This is a genomic window from Corynebacterium neomassiliense, assembly GCF_900626215.1.
Taxonomy (GTDB): domain Bacteria; phylum Actinomycetota; class Actinomycetes; order Mycobacteriales; family Mycobacteriaceae; genus Corynebacterium; species Corynebacterium neomassiliense.
This window is the reverse complement of record NZ_LR131106.1, coordinates 2133643-2148693: the sequence shown is the minus strand read 5'-3', so window position 1 is coordinate 2148693 and position 15051 is coordinate 2133643. Positions and strand designations below refer to the sequence as shown.

The following is a 15051-nucleotide window of genomic DNA, read 5'->3' as shown; positions in this document are numbered from 1 at the left end:
CCCGCCGCCCCCCCGGGAGCACGCGCGGCGCCGAGGGGCGCGCGGACGGCCGGCGCCCACCGCGCCCCCCCGGCCGCGAAGGGAGCACGCCCGAGCGGCAGGACGCGCGAGCCCCGGGGCCGGCGCAGCCGACCACACAGTTCCCTCCCCAGGGAGTTCCCCAGGGAATGCCCCAGGCCATGCCCCAGGGAATGCCCTACGGCGTCCCGCCCCAGCAGCCGCCCCAGCCGCAGAAGAAGCCCTTCTACAAGCGTGTGTGGTTCATCATTCTCATGGTTGTCGTGGTCATCATCGTCATCGCCGCAGCAACCGGCGGCGGGGACGAGGACACGACCGGTGCCCCCTCCGGGAGCACGGCGTCCCCCGTCCCGGGAGCTGCACCCGGCGGAGCTGCGGAGAATGCGGCTCCGGAGGGCGGGGAACTGGCCGACGCTGTCGAGGCAGGCGGTGCCGCTCCGGCCCCCGTGGAGGACGCCGGGAGCGCTGACGTCCCCGCCGAGTTCGATTCGGCGCTGAACAGGGCGAAGCAGTACTCGGACACGATGCACATGTCGAAGCTCGGTCTCTACGACCAGCTGACCAGCGAGTACGCCGACAAGTTCTCCCCGGAGGCTGCCCAGTACGCCGTGGACAACGTCGGGGCCGACTGGAACGCCAACGCACTGGAGAAGGGCCGGGACTACGCGGAGACCACCCACATGTCGAAGAGGGGCGTGTACGACCAGCTGACCAGCGAAGTGGCCGAGAAGTTCACCCCGGAGGAGGCGCAGTACGCCGTCGACAACCTCGACATCGACTGGAACGCCAACGCACTGGCCAAGGCGAAGGACTACCGGGAGACCATGGACATGTCCCCTGAGGGGATCCGCGACCAGCTCGTCAGTGACTACGGGGAGAAGTTCACCCCCGAAGAGGCCGACTACGCCATCGCCCACCTCAACGACTGACCACCGCGGAAGAGAATTGACCATGTCCCACCTGTCCCTGCGCCGGTCCACCGCGGCGTCCTCAATGATGCTCGCCGTCACGGTCGCACTGGCCGCCGGAGCGGTCACGGCACCCGCCACGGCAGCTGCCCCCTCCGGATCCGGATCGTCGACGGTATCCGTCACCGGTTCCCTCCCCACCTCCTCTGACCCGCTCGGCTCCCTGCTCGCGACCATGCGGGACCAGATCTACACCGTCACCGACGCCCCGTTCCTCCGTGAGCCTCTCGCGCATGCTGTGCTGACTCTCGACAAGGACACGCCGGTTGTGGTCCTGGGTGCGCAGATCAACGAGGACTGCACGCTGCCACAGGTCCTGGAGGACCGGCTGGACGCCGCTACCCGGCTGCTGAAGTCCCACCCGGACAACCCCGTGATCGTCACCGGGGGTCGCAGCAGCCAGTGCCCGGCAACCACTGAAGCTGAGGCCATGGAAAAGGGGCTCCGCGACCGTGGCGTCACCAACCGTGTCATCCTCGAGAACGAGGCCTGGAACACTCTGCAGAATGTCGCTTACACGGCACCTCTGATCCGCGAGCTGGACGGCACGGCCGTCGTCGTCACCTCCGACCCCCATTACATCAGGGCGCTCCGCAACTACCGGGACGCCGGGATCCGTGCCTTCGGCTGGGTCGGCGGGATCGGGTAGGACGCCGACCGTCACCGGCACGCTGAGCCGACCGTCAGGGCGCCCCCGTCAGAACAGCAGGGCGGTACCGGCGAAACCGGCCAGGGCGGTGAGCCCGACGCCTGCTGACAACTGCACCATACGGTCCATGGTCATGGACTTCATCAGGAAGTCCGCCATTGTCCGTCCCCTGTGCTGCATGACGATCGCCATGGCGGCAGGTCCACAGCGTCCCACAGACACCAGCGCGAACAGTGCCGCGCCGAGGAGCGGGTCACCGAGAGCGAGTACGCCCAGGAAGAGCAGGTAGTAGGCGGCGGACCGGATGAAGATCATGAATCCCGGACCGATGAGCATCCCGAAGTAGAAGGAGACCCTGGCAGGACGCCCGGCGCGGCGAAGATGGCGTGGCAGCTGCACCCTGCGCATCGGGGTCGGCATCCTGACCAGGTCTGACTCGTGCAGCCCGTAGGCCAGGGCGATGACCGCCCAGATTCCGAGCAGTGCGGCCCAGGGCACGGACCCGGCACCGACCGTGGACTGGATGAGCCAGCCGACTCCTCCCAGGGCAAGGCCCGTGGGAACAGAGGTGAGCAGCGATCCGGCGAGGTGTGCGAGAAGGCGTCCGACCGGGGTAGAGGCACCGGGGCGTCCTTCCTGTTTAGGAGCCGCGACGACGCCGGCGACAGACATACCGCAGGTCGACCAGTTCGCCGCGACCGCGGTGAGCAGTCCGGTGGCAACGACCCCTGCGGTCAACGCCCCGTGTGCGGTCACTCCGGTTGTGGCTCCCGCCAGTGCTGCGGCACCTGCTCCTGCCCCCAGGGCAGCGACTGTGGTCCCGAGGCGGGTGACGAAACCCACCCTGGCTCCCATCCGGGGACGGATCTCAGGATGATCGCCGAGATGGCGGTCAGGGATGTCAGGAACAGACCGGGAACGGAGTTCTGCTTCGGTGGCGGCATCTGCCAGGCGCAGATGCGGGGCAACAGGTGGGGCGGTCAGTGTGGACGGTGTGGATGGTGTGGTGGTGGACATGATCTTCTCCCTGTGATTCATGTGACGGTGACCGTGCCGGTCATCGTCGGGTGGATGGAGCAGGTCACCCGGTAGGTACCGGGGATGTCGAAGGTGTAGTGCCAGTCGCCCTCCCGGCGGAATCCGGCGTCGACGCCGAGCTCCTCGATGAGGATGTCGTGGAAGGTGCCGCCGTCCTCGTAGTACCAACCGACGTCGGTACCTGCGGGTACGGTCACGTCCTCAGGTGCGAAAGCGACATTCCTGACAGTGATTCGGGTCTGGTTCCCGTCTCGGTTCCCGTCCTGGTCCGGAGAGCATCCGTTGAGCCAGGTGACGAGCGCTGCTGCCCCGAGCAGGACCGCTGCAGTTCTTCCGGGACGCGGACCGGCAGATTCGGTTCCTGTCACTCCTGGACGATCACCTCCCCGGTCATCATCGGGTGCGGAGTGCAGTGGTAGCCGTAGGTACCGGCTTCCTCATAGGTGTAGGAGTACTCACCCTCGGTCATCAGTTCGGAGTTGTACTCCGCCGGGGAGCCCTCATCGGACACGACATCGTGCGGCAGAGCGGCATCCCACACCCACTTGACGGTGTCACCCGGTTTGATAGTCACCGACGCCGGATCAAAGACCATGTCCTTGACGGTCACGGTCACGGTTTCACCTGATCCTCCGTCACCGGAGGAACACGCCGACGCGCCGGCCAGCGACGACACCGCAAGCAGTCCGAGGGCCACGACCCTGGCACGTCGGGTGCCTCCCCGCAGACCGGAGAAATGATGGGAAACAGGAGCAGTCATGGTGAATGTCACCTTTCGTAGTAGAAGTTCGTGGTCATACCCGCATCGAGGTGGTAGGCGTTGTGACAGTGGAACATCCACCCACCCGGGTTGTCAGCGTCGAATTCGAAGGCGACCGTCTCCCCGGGACTGACGATCACCGTGTCCCGCCGCAGCCCCCCGTAGTCCGGGACAGCGAACGTATGACCGTGCAGGTGCATCGGATGCCACATGTCGGTGTTGTTCACCATCTCGATCCGGACCCGTTCACCTGTCTTCATCGTCACCTTCCCGACATCCTGACCGGCGATACCCCACACATAGGCGTCAGTGGACTGGATGAGCTCCAGGCTGTACGACCGGTCCGGAGTTTTCACCGGCAGGACCACCGACTCCGCGGCAGCGAGATCCCTGTCCTGCAGAGGCTTCGACGTCAGCTCCGTCGCCTCCACCGCCCCTGCCAGTGTCTCCTGGGGCAGGTCCGCAGCCCCGGAAGTCTTCACCGTCACTGCGACGCCGGCACCGGCCCCGGCCGGACGCCCGCTGCCCTCCGGGACGGCGACGAAGGGGACCGCGTCCCCGTCGTCCAGGTCGACCAGGACATCGATGCGCTGAGCCATGCCGATGATCAGACAGTCAGCCTCGACCTGTCTGGCCGGGTATCCGTCCGTTTCGACCACGGTCATCCTCCGACCTCCGACCGCGAACCGGTACGGGGTCTCACCTGCGGCGTTGATGATCCTCAGACGGGTCTTCCCCGGCGCACCTTCAAGAGACTCCGCCTCCGAGGTCGGCAGTCCGTTGATCAGATGGACCGGGTAGGCGATGTGCTGGACCATCCCGCCGAGTTCGGTGGATTCGGCATGCGGAGCCGCAACGAGCTTCTTCGCCGCCTCCGGAACCGTCACCTCCGACGGGGCCGTCGCCCCGGCTGCCCCTGAACCCGTGGACCCGGCACCCGTGGTCCCGGCACCGGTTGTCCCATGGTGGGCATGAGCCGAGCCGGACGCCGCATGACCGGCCAACGACGGGTTGAGCGCGCCGAGGAGGTCCGCGGGCATGGTGCCGTCACCGCACACCCAGTCGTCGAGGATGATCACGTGGTCGGCTGCCGCACGGTACGGGTCATCCGGGTCATCGACGATCAGGGCTCCGATCATCGCCTCGTCCGCCTGAAGCCCGGAATGGGAGTGGTACCAGTAGGTCCCCGGATGGTCGACGATGAAACGGTAGTCCAGGGTGGCACCCGGAGCGGCAGCTTCACCGGTCAGCGGGGGAGCGCCGTCCATGTCATTTCGGATGTGGATCCCGTGCCAGTGGATCACCGTGTCGGTGTCGAGGGTGTTGACGTGCCGGATGTGAAGTTCATCGCCGTAGGACGCCCGGATCAGTGGGCCGACAGGGCGGGTCACCGGATTCGTCCCGTCGGAGTATGCGGCCGCCATCGCGGGCCTGCCGTCCACGGTGAGATTCGCCATCACTGCGGCGACAGTCGCCTCCACCGTCACCCCGGAACGGAACCGGGCATTCTCGGTGGCGGTGATCTCGTCGTCACCGAACAGGATCCGGGCGGAGGTGTCCGTCCCCGTGGAACCGGAGGCAGAGTCTCCCCCGCCGGAGTCACCGCACGCTGCGAGTACCGTACCCGCACCAGCCAGACCGAGCACGGTGAGGAATCCACGCCGGCTCAGGGGGCGGACGGAGAGCTGCTCCGCGAAGCGGGCAGCTTCTCCACGATCGACAACGGACGCCATCAGTTGACTCCCTGCACTTCCGGGGCCATCAGGCCGGAGACCCCGTCACGTGATCCGTATCCGGTGACCTCCACGGAGGAGCGGACCTCTCCGCTCACCGGGTCCACACCGACCAGGGTCGTGATGTCCTGGCCTTCCTTGTCCCCGGTACCGGGGACGGTGCCGAGGACGTAGATGAGGGTTCCGTCGGCGTTCCAGGCAACGGAGTCGATGGCGTCGAGCCTGGTGTCCTCAGTGGTGACCAGTCTTGTCTCGTCCCCGGTGACGGCGTCGAAGATACGGAAGCTGACGGTGTCACCACCGTTGACGGAATGCGGATGGATGTCGGAGTCGGTGTAGGTGGTGAAGAATCTCTTTCCGTCCGGGGTGATCCCGTAGTCCTGGGCGGCGAAGCGCCCTCCCTCCTTGCCGACGTTGCCCACCGGGGCAACCTCACCGGTGGGCAGGCCGTCGGCGAAGTCGAAGACGTAGGCATCACCGGCTTCGTTGATCAGGAACCCCTGTTTCGTCCCTGAGGCGAAGGACGCGTGCCGTGACGCGGTGAAGTCGTCCGGAAGAACCTTCTGGCGCCCGGTCTCGGTGATCTGACCGGAGTCGTCGATGGTGAGTTCCAGCAGTTCACGGGAGTTCTCGCAGACCGAGTAGATCTTCTCCCCGACCGGCCAGGTGTAGGGCCCGCATCCTACGACCTGGAGCTCTCCGGTGAGCTTCCCGGATTCCAGGTCCACGACCCTGACCCCGACAAGCTGGTCATCCCATGAGACCAGGTACTTGCCGCCCCCTGCCAGAGTGTGGGAGCCTGCCCGGGAGTGGAACCGGACATGCCTGGGCAGGTTGACTTCAGCGGGTTCAAGGAGATTGCCGGAGTAGGTCGAGACCGTGAAATCGGATTCCCCCCGTGATCCTCGTGGTGACCATTTTTCGAAGGCGACTGCCTGGGGGGCGTCGGCGTTGTCCGTGGAGAACACGTGGACGATGTCCTCCCAGATGGCGTGGCCGGTGGTGATGCGCGTCATGATCTTCCCCGTTGCCGGGTCGATGGCGTCATAGACGGATTCATTGTCGAGGGATTCGTTGGTGATCATCCAGGTGGGGTCGATCGGGGTGACCTTGCCCACCGAGGGGGTGTTGAGCTCGTCGCCGATCTGTCCCACGGCCTGGTCTTCGGTCTCCAGGCCGCCACCTTCGGGTGTGTCTTTCACGGTCGGCACATTGGGGAACTCGAAGGTCGTCTCGATCCCGTTGGCCACATCGAATTCGGAGCTTCCGTCATCGTCGGAGGAGGATGAGGAACAGCTGCCCAGGATGAGGGCTGTCACGGTGGCCAGGGAGGCGCTCACGGCTGTGAGAGATCGTCGGTGTGTCAGCATTTTCATGTCCGGTTCTCTTTCGCGTCTGGTGCCGGTGGGTCCGGTCAACGGGATCCGGCGCCGACGCGGGGCCGGGTCGCCTTCTGGGTCTGGCAGTCCTCGCCGACGATCGGCGAGAGTGTGCAGGTGTAGGACTGCGACTCGTCGGAGATGCACCAGATGATCTCCTGGTCGAAAGAACCGGAGACGGGGTTGTACATGACGGCCTGCGCATCCGGCTCACCGCAGTAGGTGGTGGAGCAGCCCGGCGCCCCGCAGCAGTCGTAGTAGGCGATGAGGTAGGTTTTGCCGTCGTCCGGGTTCGTGCAGCAGCCCACCCAGTACTCGGCTCCGGGCTTGGACCCGGGTGCACAGGTGGCTATGCCGCCTCCGGCACAGGCTGTACAGGGGGTTCCGTCCATGTTGCACCAGCGCCAGTAGTTGCACTTCGTGGGATCTTTGCCGTCGTAGGTCGGGATGAGGTCGTCTCCCTCACCGAAGGGCGTGGCTCCGTCGGGCGGGGCTGCTGCCGGCGACGTCGGCGCGGCGGAACCGGACTGGGCCGTTGCTTTCGGGTCCCTGGTGACGGGGAGGGACGCCACGACCGCCACACCGGTGAGGCCCATGGTCCACCGGGCGATCCGGGATATGGCGGATCTTCTCGAAGTTCTCTCGGAGAGGCGACGGGTGAACCGGCTCATCTTGCCCCCTCCTTCACCTGCGAGCCAGGCAGCGTGGTCGTTGAGTCGGTCCTGGTCGGAGTACTGCATTTCAGACATGGGCGGTTCCTTTCAGATCTTTGCTCCGGTCACCCTGCTGCGCGTTCTGTCGAACGGGCGGCGGAGAGTCCGGAGTAGAGGTGCTGGACGGTGGGGGTTGCTGTCTCCAGTGCGTTGAGCAGACTCTCGACGTGGGACATGTTGTTGCAGAGTCCCTTGGCGACGAGGGTCCCGTCGTCGTCGACGAGAACGCCGTAGGGGGTTGTGCCGACCTGGTATGCGATGCCGACCTCCCGGGCATCGAGGTAGCTGATCTCGGTTCCGACTCCGGCAGAAGCGAGGAACTCCGCATGTTCTTCCGGGGTCCCGTCGGAGACGAGGACGACATCCAGGTTCTTCTCGGCCTTGGCCAGTGCCTTGACCCCCGGGAGAAGTGCCTTGCACGTGGAGCACTTCGGCCCGGTGAACATCAGCAGCTGAGGTCGGGGTCGGATCCCTGCGACACTGACTTCACGGTCGTACTGGTCGACCAGACCGTCGAATGCGGGGGCCTTGTCCCCGATCTCCGGGCCGGAGTCCATGACCCGTGCACCGAGTGGTCCGAGACGTACCTGGATCCTCCCGATTTCCCGGGCCAGTCCCAGAACGAGAAGAATTAGTGCGACGTCGACGATGACGAGCACCGCGACAATGACAGCAAGAATTGTGGTCATGTTTTCCTTCAATCGGGATCGGTGAAGTAACCGGCTGACCCGGGAAATCCGGTATCACACGGCGTGGAATATCAGAGGGAGGTGAGGCGGCACCGGCTTACCCGGATTCTTCAGGGTCACCCGTCCGGAATCACCTTGCAGGGGTTCGGCGACGCAGCCGCTCAGCTAGCTGACTCAGCCGAGAGCCGCGCGACGGCGCAGCAGTTCCTCACGAGCGGGGGCCAGGTAGTCGTCCACCGCCTGGTGCCCCGGCCTGCGCACCGCGAGGAGGGAGGAGGTGGCGAACGCCAGGGCAGTGACAAGAAGCGCGACCGCCGTCCCCGCCACGGTGACTCCGGCGGACGACGGTGCCGGCAAGAGGGCGGAGGCAACACCCAGTGAAGCGAAGAAGAGGGCTCTGAACGGGTGGAACCAACCGATGCGAGGCGCATCCTCCTCACCGAAGGCGAAGCATCCGCAGGCCAGCTCGGTACGGCCCCGGGCCAGGTTCACCACCAGTCCGGTCGCGTAGCTGACGAAGAGGAGAGCCGCAGCGTAACCGGCCCAGGGAAAGCCGACCCTGAACAGGAGCGCTGCGCCGAGGAGCGTCTCGGTGAACGGCAGGACCCGGCCGACGACCCGGGCTGCGGGGTCAGGCATCACTTTGTAGCCGACCACTACCCGGGCATGTGCTTCCGGATCTCTGAATTTACCTAGTCCTGCCACCAGGAGGGTAAGTCCCAGCAATGACGAGACAATTGCACTCACCATGCGCTCTGCACCTCTTCTCTTCTCCGGGCGGACGTCATGACCGCCACAGAAACCGAATCTAAAGAGCAATAGTTTCTGGAGAGTTTCCCTGCCCGGGTATGGAAGGTTAAAAGATGACTCATCAATTGTTTCCGTCCGGATAATCCGCAGTACACCCGGACTGAACCGGCACCCCTGACCGGCCTGCTCTGAAACAGCTGTTCTCCCGGCGTACCCGGATCCCCCGCCCCCACAGGCACACCGGCCCCGGGGCCGGTGTGCCTGTGGGGGCGGGGGATCCGGGTACGCCGGGAGAACAGCTGNCGGCCCCGGGGCCCCGGGGCAGACCCCCTCCCCGCAGTCTCACCGGCCGACCGGTGCTACCCCCACAGACCGACCCGTGCTACCCCCACAGGTCGGCGATCCGGTCCCGGTACTCCGCCCGGGCCTCCAGCGCCTCCTCGACCGTCACCTCGACGAAGTGCACGGCGGCACCCGGCGCGAGCCTGGCGACCAGGTCCATGTCGGCGCTGACCACGGTGCCGACCATGGCGTAACCGCCGCCGGAGACCGCGTCGCGGTGCAGGACAATGGGTTGCGTGCCACCTGGGATCTGTATGGAGCCCACGGCGTAGCCGGCGTCGACGATGTTCGAGGGGTCCGCCCCGGCACCGAACGGCTGGGGCCGGTCCCTCCACTCCACTCCCGGGCCTTTGAAGCGCAGCCCGGCCCGGTCCGCCACGGGTGTGAGAGTCCATTCCCCGTGGGTGATGTTCTCCCGTCCGGTGTCGGTGAGTTTCTGGTCGTAGAGGCCCATGACCACCCGCACGTCCTGCGAACGTCCGAACTCCGGTCGTAGGTTGTCCGGGGTTGACGCACGCTCCGGCAACGGGTTTCCGGCATCGCCGACCGGGAGGGCGTCACCGGCGCGCAGCTGGCGTCCTTCATGTCCGCCTATCCGTCCGGCGGGGTAGGTGGACCGGGACCCGAGGACGACAGGGACGTCGACGCCGCCGCGCACGGCGATGTAGAACCGGGATCCGCCTGCGATGATGCCGAAGGACAGTGTCGCCCCGGCCGGGACCTCGAACCGGGTCCACTGTGCGACTTCGGTGCCGTCGACACTCACACCGACCGGTGCACCTGTCACCGCCACGACAGTGTCGTGGGAGAAGCGGAGTTTCGGCCCCATGTACGTGCATTCCAGCACCGCATCGTCAGGGGTGTTGCCCACCAGTGCGTTCCCTGCGGTCGCGGACAGGGCGTCCATCGCTCCTCCCTGGGGGATCCCCAGGTGGTAGTACCCGAAACGTCCCCGGTCCTGGACTGTCGTCGACAGGCCGGGTTCAATCACCTCAATGGTCGGCATCGAGCACCTCCAGCAGTTCTCGGTTGTAGCTTTCGCCTTCGTCCAGGGCCCGGTTCATGTCGAAGGTCACCGGTACCTGGCGGTACCGCCAGGTACCTTCGTCGACCCGGCGGCGGATGTCATGGAACTCCGCTTCTCCGACGGGCCGGAACTTCACGATGTCTCCGGGGCGGAAGAGGATCATCTCTTCCTCCCGGTCGGTCCCCTGCAGTTCCGGGGAGTAGATCGGTGCCGCTGCCAGTCCGAACATCTGGTATCCGCCGGCTCCGGGGACGGAGTATATGACGCCGAAACAACCTCCGTGTCCCACGGTCAGTTCGGCGGTGTCGGTGCGTGGGGACAGGTACTTCGGGACCTCGAGCTGATGCGTCCGGTCGACCAGCTGGTACATGAACGGCAGTCCTGCGACGAATCCGACCATGGTCACCAGCCACGGTGAGCTGTGGTGCCTGCGGATGAACTCGTCGGCGCCACGGAGGTTGTTGACCCGGGCGGCGAAGTCCAGGTCACGTCCCCCGGGTTCCTGGTGGTACCCCTCGCGGAACCGCGAGGCGACCTCTGCTGTGACGGGGTCGTCGTACCAGACGGGGATCTCGATGACCCGTGTGCGGACGGGTACCGCCTCGGTGGCGGAGACATCCGCTTCGACCTCCCGTATCCGGCGCTCGAGGTCCGTGGGGCTGACAGTGTCAGGGTTGTACCGGATGAGCAGCGAGGCGTTCGCGGGGCACAGTTCGATGATTCCGGGGAGCTCCCCGTCTGCCACGAGTTCGCTGATCTTGCCCGCTATGCGGGTGACCCTGAAGTTCGCCGCCAGGCTCATGGCCTCAGAGACCTCGACGAAGAGGAATTCGTCCCCGCCGAAGCTGTAGCGTGCAGGTGCGGTGATCCTGGAACTACCGGTCATGACAGTCCTTTCTGATGGTGGGCGCCGGGAAGGCTCTCCCCGTGGTGGGCCGTGTAGAGCTCTCCGCTGTGCTCGACGAATGTCGAGTGGTGCCGCACCTCCCGCAGTTCCGGGGTGGCGGCGAGGGCTGCGAGCAGCGGACGGGTGGTCGCGACTCCTTCGATGTGCAGTTCGTCGAGTGCGGTCCGCAGCGCCTCGAGGGCCAGGTCCCGGGTTGCGGCGTGGACGATGATCTTGGCGATCATGGAGTCGTAGAAGGGAAGGACGGCTGACCCTTCCTCGAAACCGGTGTCCACCCGGACCTCCCCGGTGGTGGGCCAGATGACGGTGGTGAGCGTCCCCGGGGAGGGCATGAAGCTGTTGGCGGGGTCTTCCGCGTTGATTCTCGCCTCGAAGGCGTGCCCGTCGAAGACGATGTCCCCCTGGCTGACGGACAGGGGCAGCCCGTCGGCGACCCGGAGCTGTTCTGCGACGATGTCGACGCCGGTGATCATCTCCGTGACCGGATGCTCCACCTGGATCCTGGTGTTCATCTCGATGAAGGACGCTTCCTGCCGCACCGGGTCGTAGAGGAATTCGACGGTGCCGGCTCCCCGGTACCCGCAGTTGCGGGCGAGTTCCACCGAGGAGGACCGGATCGTCTCTCTCACGTGGTCGGGCAGTGCCGGGGCGGGCGCCTCCTCGAGGAGTTTCTGGTGGCGTCTCTGCATCGAACAGTCCCGGTCGCCGAGATGGATGACCCGGGTGTCGTCGGCGAGAATCTGGACTTCGACGTGTCTGGCGTTCTCGATGAAACGTTCCAGGTAGACGGAGGGGTCCCCGAAGGCGGCGCGGGCCTCCGCCCTGGCGAGTTCGATGGTGGACAGCAGTTCGCCGGGTTTCTCCACCAGGCGTATTCCCCGTCCGCCTCCTCCTGCGGACGCTTTGACGACCAGCGGGTAACCGATGCCGGCTGCCGTTGTCTCAGCGTCGGCCCCGGGGTCCAGGGCACCTCTGGTCCCGGGGAGGGTGGGGACGCCTGCAGCTTCGGCGGCTTCCCTGGCAGCGGACTTGTTGCCCATGAGCTCGATGGTCTCCGGCGAGGGCCCCACCCATGTCACGCCGGCGTCGAGGACGGCGCGGGCGAAGTCCGCGTTCTCGGACAGGAATCCGAATCCGGGGTGGACTGCGTCTGCTCCGGAGGAGCGCACCGCATCGAGCACCGCGTCGATGTTGAGATATGAGCCGGTCACGGGGGCCGGGCCGATGACCACGGTCTCGTCGGCCATGGTCGCCGCGACCGAGTCCCGGTCAGGTTCACTGACAGTGAGTACGGTGCGGATTCCGGCGTCCCGGGCACTGCGGATGATCCTCGCCGCAATTTCTCCACGGTTGGCCACAAGGAGTTTTCTCACGACTCTGGCCTAACCTTCGTCAATGACGGCGATGACGTCACCGGGATTGACGGTTCCCTCATTAGGGACCTTGAATTCCCTGACTGTTCCTGAAGCTCCCGACTTCACCTCACTGAACTGTTTCATTATTTCGATTATTCCTATGGTCTGACCGTTTTCGACATGGTCTCCCTCTTCGACGAAGTTGTCTTTGTCCGGGGCGGGTTTGCGGTAGAAGACGCCGGGGATAGGTGATTCGATCTCAAACATTCTCTTGTTTCTCCGTCTGTTATGTGTGACTGTCGGTCACTGACCGTGTTCGATGTCGTCTATCGCGGACCTCACCGCGCGGACGACGTCCGGGGCATTGGCAGGGTCGGAGTGCACGCACACGCTGCCGAACGTGACGGGGAGGCGGGTCCCGTCGACGGCCTCCGTCCATCCCTCACTGAGTGCGGTCCGTACCCGGTCGGCGGCCGCTGCCGGATCGGCCGGAGCCGGGGAGCGCTCGATGATCAGGGTTCCGTCAGGGGCGTAGTTGAGGTCGACGTAGATCTCGGCGATAAAGGGGACGCCTGTCTCCTCGCAGATTCTCCGGTGTTCGGTGTTGGCCAGGCCGAGGACCGCCACACCGTAGTCGGACGCCACCCTGGCCACTCCCCGCATCAGTTCGGGGTCGCGTCCCACCATCCCGTAGAGGGCGCCGTGGGGTTTTATGTGGTTGAGTTCGGTGCCGTATTTCTTCAGGAATCCTGTCAGAGCCCCGACCTGGTAGCGGACGAGATTCTCCACTTCATCCCGGTTGAGAGTCATGGCACGGCGTCCGAATCCCGCGATATCCGGAAGTCCGGGGTGTGCTCCCACCGCCACTCCGTTATCGGATGCCAGCCGTACCGTCTTCTCCATGACCTGGGGGTCGGATGCGTGGAATCCGCATGCTACATTCGCCACGTCGATGAGAGTCATCAGCTCTTCATCATTGCCGAATTGATGCAGTCCTATTCCTTCACCTACATCCGCATTTACAGTTGTCGCCATTGACTGAATCTCCTTTCACGAGAGACAGTAACAGTCGGGTTTTCCCGCCGGTACGGGAAAAGTGCACTTATTCACCACAGAGTATTGTGCACACTGCACACCGATGTCCCCCCGATCCGCCTCCAGGATGTGAACTTTGCTCGTCGCCGACCTCATCACCGACCCGGAACTCCACCTGGAGCTGGCCACCCCGTCGCCGATCAGGGACCTTGAGAAACCGGTACGTGCCGCCGTGGTGACCGAGTCGATGACCCCGACCGCCTACCTCGAACCTGACACCCTCCTGCTGACCACCGGCATAGGGATGAACTTCGAGGACGCCAGGATCTGGGAGGCCTACGTCGAACGTCTGGTCACCGGCCGGGTCTCCGCCGTGGCATTGGGCATCGGCCAGCCCCACCGGAAGGTTCCGGCAGGACTCACCGCGGCAGCACATGCTGCCGGCCTGCCGGTCCTCACCGTGCCGACCGACGTCCCCTTCCTCCAGCTGCAGCACTCGGTGAACCAGTCGATCGCCAGCGAGCGTTACTACCTCTCGCGCCAGGCCTGGGATCTCGCAGCACACTGCACCCGGGCCGCCGGACGCGGTGCCGGCGTCGACGAGCTCGTCCACCTCATCGAGGACCGTGCCGGGGTGGACGTGGTGGTTCTCGACGATTCCGGGCACCGGTTCGCCGGGACCGCGTCCCCGGATGCCCGTCAGCGTGCCGGTGACCGTGGCGGAGCCCGCGCCACGGTCGGTATCCCGCTGCCCGTCAGCGGGGAGGCGACCTGGCAGCTCTGTGTCCGGGAAGAGGAGTCCCGGGACCTGCGGACCCTGCTCACTCCGGCGACGGCGATCCTGAGCATGGCGTTGTCCCGACAGTTCGAGAATCCGGCTCCGGTGGTCTGGCCCCTGCTCGACGAGGTGGTCGGCAACCCCACCGTGCAGGGGTTCAACCGGTTGGCCGGGGAGATCACCGAACGCGGTGTCCCCACCCTGCGGGGCTCGGTGGTGCTGCGCGTGTCCTCCCGGTCCCCGGTGCGGCGCAACCTCCTGGCCCACCGGGTCGGTTCCTTCCTGCAGCCCGACCACCGGACACTGACACTTCCGGTGACGGACGCGGTGTTCGTCCTCGTCGCCGACGGTCGGGGACCGGGGCAGTCCCCCGAGTCCGGGGCCGTCTCCGTCTCCGTCTCCGACCTGTCCCGCCTTCTCCGGGACGGTGGAGCTGTCGACGCCAGGGCCGGGGACGCCGTCCTCGTCAGCGAGCCGGTCCGCGGAACCGGTCATCTGGTGCTGGAGATCCGCAGGTTGCTGGGCCGACGGTCGGAGCCCGGTGTCTGGGTGGTGGGTCGCCCGGACACCGACGACATCGTCGACCTCGTTCCCGCCGCCCTGCAGGAGGCGCTGGCCACCGCGGTCCTGGATCCGGTACTCAGTTCACCGGAGAGCGCCCGGATGCTGGCCACCCTGTCCGCGCTGCTCTCCACGTCGACGACGACCGCGGCGGCAGAGGTGGCGGGGGTCCACCGGAACACCTTCCTGTCCGACCGGAGGCGGCTCGAGCGGCGTCTCGCCATGGACCTCGGGGACGCCGGGAACCGGGTCGTGTGCACCGTGGCTCTGGCCCTGCTGCGCAGAGATGGCTCTGGCCCTGCTGCGTAGAGATGACGCCGTGTAGCCGACACGCCGTGCACGAAGTTGA

General features: G+C 65.9%; 16 protein-coding genes. 3 read left to right on the top strand and 13 right to left on the bottom strand.

What is annotated here, in order from left to right:
- The first annotated feature begins 167 nt into the window (after positions 1–167).
- Together E0E18_RS09475 and E0E18_RS09470 are read left to right on the top strand one after the other, a co-directional pair.
- Entirely contained in the window at positions 168–947 is a 780-nt protein-coding gene (locus E0E18_RS09475) for an Ltp family lipoprotein (RefSeq protein WP_237559721.1), read from the top strand.
- Positions 948–969: 22 nt separating this feature from the next.
- Entirely contained in the window at positions 970–1635 is a 666-nt protein-coding gene (locus E0E18_RS09470) for a YdcF family protein (protein WP_130840480.1), read from the top strand.
- 48 nt (positions 1636–1683) lie between these two features.
- Here E0E18_RS09470 and E0E18_RS09465 read toward each other — a convergent pair whose 3' ends face one another.
- The 13 genes from E0E18_RS09465 to pxpA all read right to left on the bottom strand — a co-directional run bounded on the left by E0E18_RS09465 (position 1684) and on the right by pxpA (position 13363).
- Positions 1684–2490 carry a methylamine utilization protein gene (locus tag E0E18_RS09465; RefSeq protein ID WP_390620351.1) on the bottom strand — a complete coding sequence of 269 codons (807 nt, stop codon included), beginning with the start codon at positions 2488–2490 and terminating at the stop codon, positions 1684–1686.
- A 179-nt stretch (positions 2491–2669) separates the two neighbouring features.
- On the bottom strand, positions 2670–3041 hold the full coding sequence (locus tag E0E18_RS09460; RefSeq protein ID WP_161972269.1) for a cupredoxin domain-containing protein: 372 nt from the start codon (positions 3039–3041) through the stop codon (positions 2670–2672).
- On the bottom strand, positions 3038–3433 hold the full coding sequence (locus tag E0E18_RS09455) for a cupredoxin domain-containing protein (RefSeq protein ID WP_066586987.1): 396 nt from the start codon (positions 3431–3433) through the stop codon (positions 3038–3040). Before E0E18_RS09455 ends, E0E18_RS09460 begins: the two co-directional genes overlap by 4 nt.
- Positions 3434–3441: 8 nt before the next feature.
- The gene (locus E0E18_RS09450; RefSeq protein ID WP_078057291.1) at positions 3442–5166 is read right to left on the bottom strand and encodes a multicopper oxidase family protein; all 1725 of its coding nucleotides are present in this window, start codon (positions 5164–5166) and stop codon (positions 3442–3444) included.
- Complete coding sequence (locus E0E18_RS09445; protein WP_078057292.1) at positions 5166–6506, bottom strand: hypothetical protein; 1341 nt, start codon at positions 6504–6506, stop codon at positions 5166–5168. The genes E0E18_RS09450 and E0E18_RS09445 overlap by 1 nt, the downstream gene beginning before the upstream one ends.
- Positions 6507–6580: 74 nt before the next feature.
- Positions 6581–7294 (bottom strand): methylamine dehydrogenase light chain, encoded by a 714-nt coding sequence (locus E0E18_RS09440; protein WP_066586996.1) that lies wholly within the window; start codon positions 7292–7294, stop codon positions 6581–6583.
- Positions 7295–7323: 29 nt separating this feature from the next.
- Positions 7324–7947: a redoxin domain-containing protein gene (locus tag E0E18_RS09435; protein ID WP_066587000.1), complete on the bottom strand. Its 624-nt coding sequence runs from the start codon at positions 7945–7947 to the stop codon at positions 7324–7326.
- A 174-nt stretch (positions 7948–8121) separates the two neighbouring features.
- Positions 8122–8697: a MauE/DoxX family redox-associated membrane protein gene (locus tag E0E18_RS09430; protein WP_066587002.1), complete on the bottom strand. Its 576-nt coding sequence runs from the start codon at positions 8695–8697 to the stop codon at positions 8122–8124.
- 382 nt (positions 8698–9079) lie between these two features.
- Complete coding sequence (locus E0E18_RS09425; protein ID WP_066587005.1) at positions 9080–10045, bottom strand: 5-oxoprolinase subunit C family protein; 966 nt, start codon at positions 10043–10045, stop codon at positions 9080–9082.
- Entirely contained in the window at positions 10032–10952 is a 921-nt protein-coding gene (locus tag E0E18_RS09420) for a 5-oxoprolinase subunit B family protein (RefSeq protein ID WP_066587009.1), read from the bottom strand. The genes E0E18_RS09425 and E0E18_RS09420 overlap by 14 nt, the downstream gene beginning before the upstream one ends.
- Positions 10949–12346 carry an acetyl-CoA carboxylase biotin carboxylase subunit gene (locus E0E18_RS09415; RefSeq protein ID WP_066587012.1) on the bottom strand — a complete coding sequence of 466 codons (1398 nt, stop codon included), beginning with the start codon at positions 12344–12346 and terminating at the stop codon, positions 10949–10951. The genes E0E18_RS09420 and E0E18_RS09415 overlap by 4 nt, the downstream gene beginning before the upstream one ends.
- 9 nt (positions 12347–12355) lie before the next feature.
- Positions 12356–12595, bottom strand: coding sequence for an acetyl-CoA carboxylase (locus tag E0E18_RS09410; RefSeq protein ID WP_066587016.1), 240 nt, complete (start codon positions 12593–12595; stop codon positions 12356–12358).
- 36 nt (positions 12596–12631) lie between these two features.
- A complete protein-coding gene (gene pxpA / locus E0E18_RS09405; RefSeq protein WP_066587019.1) occupies positions 12632–13363 on the bottom strand; it encodes a 5-oxoprolinase subunit PxpA in 732 nt (243 codons plus the stop codon).
- Positions 13364–13499: 136 nt separating this feature from the next.
- On the opposite strand from pxpA, the gene E0E18_RS09400 reads away from it, so the two are divergent.
- Positions 13500–15011 carry a PucR family transcriptional regulator ligand-binding domain-containing protein gene (locus E0E18_RS09400; RefSeq protein WP_130840476.1) on the top strand — a complete coding sequence of 504 codons (1512 nt, stop codon included), beginning with the start codon at positions 13500–13502 and terminating at the stop codon, positions 15009–15011.
- The last annotated feature ends 40 nt before the right edge of the window (positions 15012–15051 follow it).

Bases quoted from the DNA above. Each gene is read 5' to 3' on its own strand.
- E0E18_RS09420 (WP_066587009.1), bottom strand. From the start codon at position 10,952: ATGACCGGTAGTTCCAGGATCACCGCACCTGCACGCTACAGCTTCGGC.
- E0E18_RS09455 (WP_066586987.1), bottom strand. From the start codon at position 3,433: ATGACTGCTCCTGTTTCCCATCATTTCTCCGGTCTGCGGGGAGGCACC.
- E0E18_RS09410 (WP_066587016.1), bottom strand. From the start codon at position 12,595: ATGTTTGAGATCGAATCACCTATCCCCGGCGTCTTCTACCGCAAACCC.
- E0E18_RS09430 (WP_066587002.1), bottom strand. From the start codon at position 8,697: ATGGTGAGTGCAATTGTCTCGTCATTGCTGGGACTTACCCTCCTGGTG.
- E0E18_RS09440 (WP_066586996.1), bottom strand. From the start codon at position 7,294: ATGTCTGAAATGCAGTACTCCGACCAGGACCGACTCAACGACCACGCT.
- E0E18_RS09470 (WP_130840480.1), top strand. From the start codon at position 970: ATGTCCCACCTGTCCCTGCGCCGGTCCACCGCGGCGTCCTCAATGATG.
- E0E18_RS09465 (WP_390620351.1), bottom strand. From the start codon at position 2,490: ATGGGAGCCAGGGTGGGTTTCGTCACCCGCCTCGGGACCACAGTCGCT.
- pxpA (WP_066587019.1), bottom strand. From the start codon at position 13,363: ATGGCGACAACTGTAAATGCGGATGTAGGTGAAGGAATAGGACTGCAT.
- E0E18_RS09475 (WP_237559721.1), top strand. From the start codon at position 168: ATGCCCCAGGCCATGCCCCAGGGAATGCCCTACGGCGTCCCGCCCCAG.
- E0E18_RS09450 (WP_078057291.1), bottom strand. From the start codon at position 5,166: ATGGCGTCCGTTGTCGATCGTGGAGAAGCTGCCCGCTTCGCGGAGCAG.
- E0E18_RS09425 (WP_066587005.1), bottom strand. From the start codon at position 10,045: ATGCCGACCATTGAGGTGATTGAACCCGGCCTGTCGACGACAGTCCAG.
- E0E18_RS09435 (WP_066587000.1), bottom strand. From the start codon at position 7,947: ATGACCACAATTCTTGCTGTCATTGTCGCGGTGCTCGTCATCGTCGAC.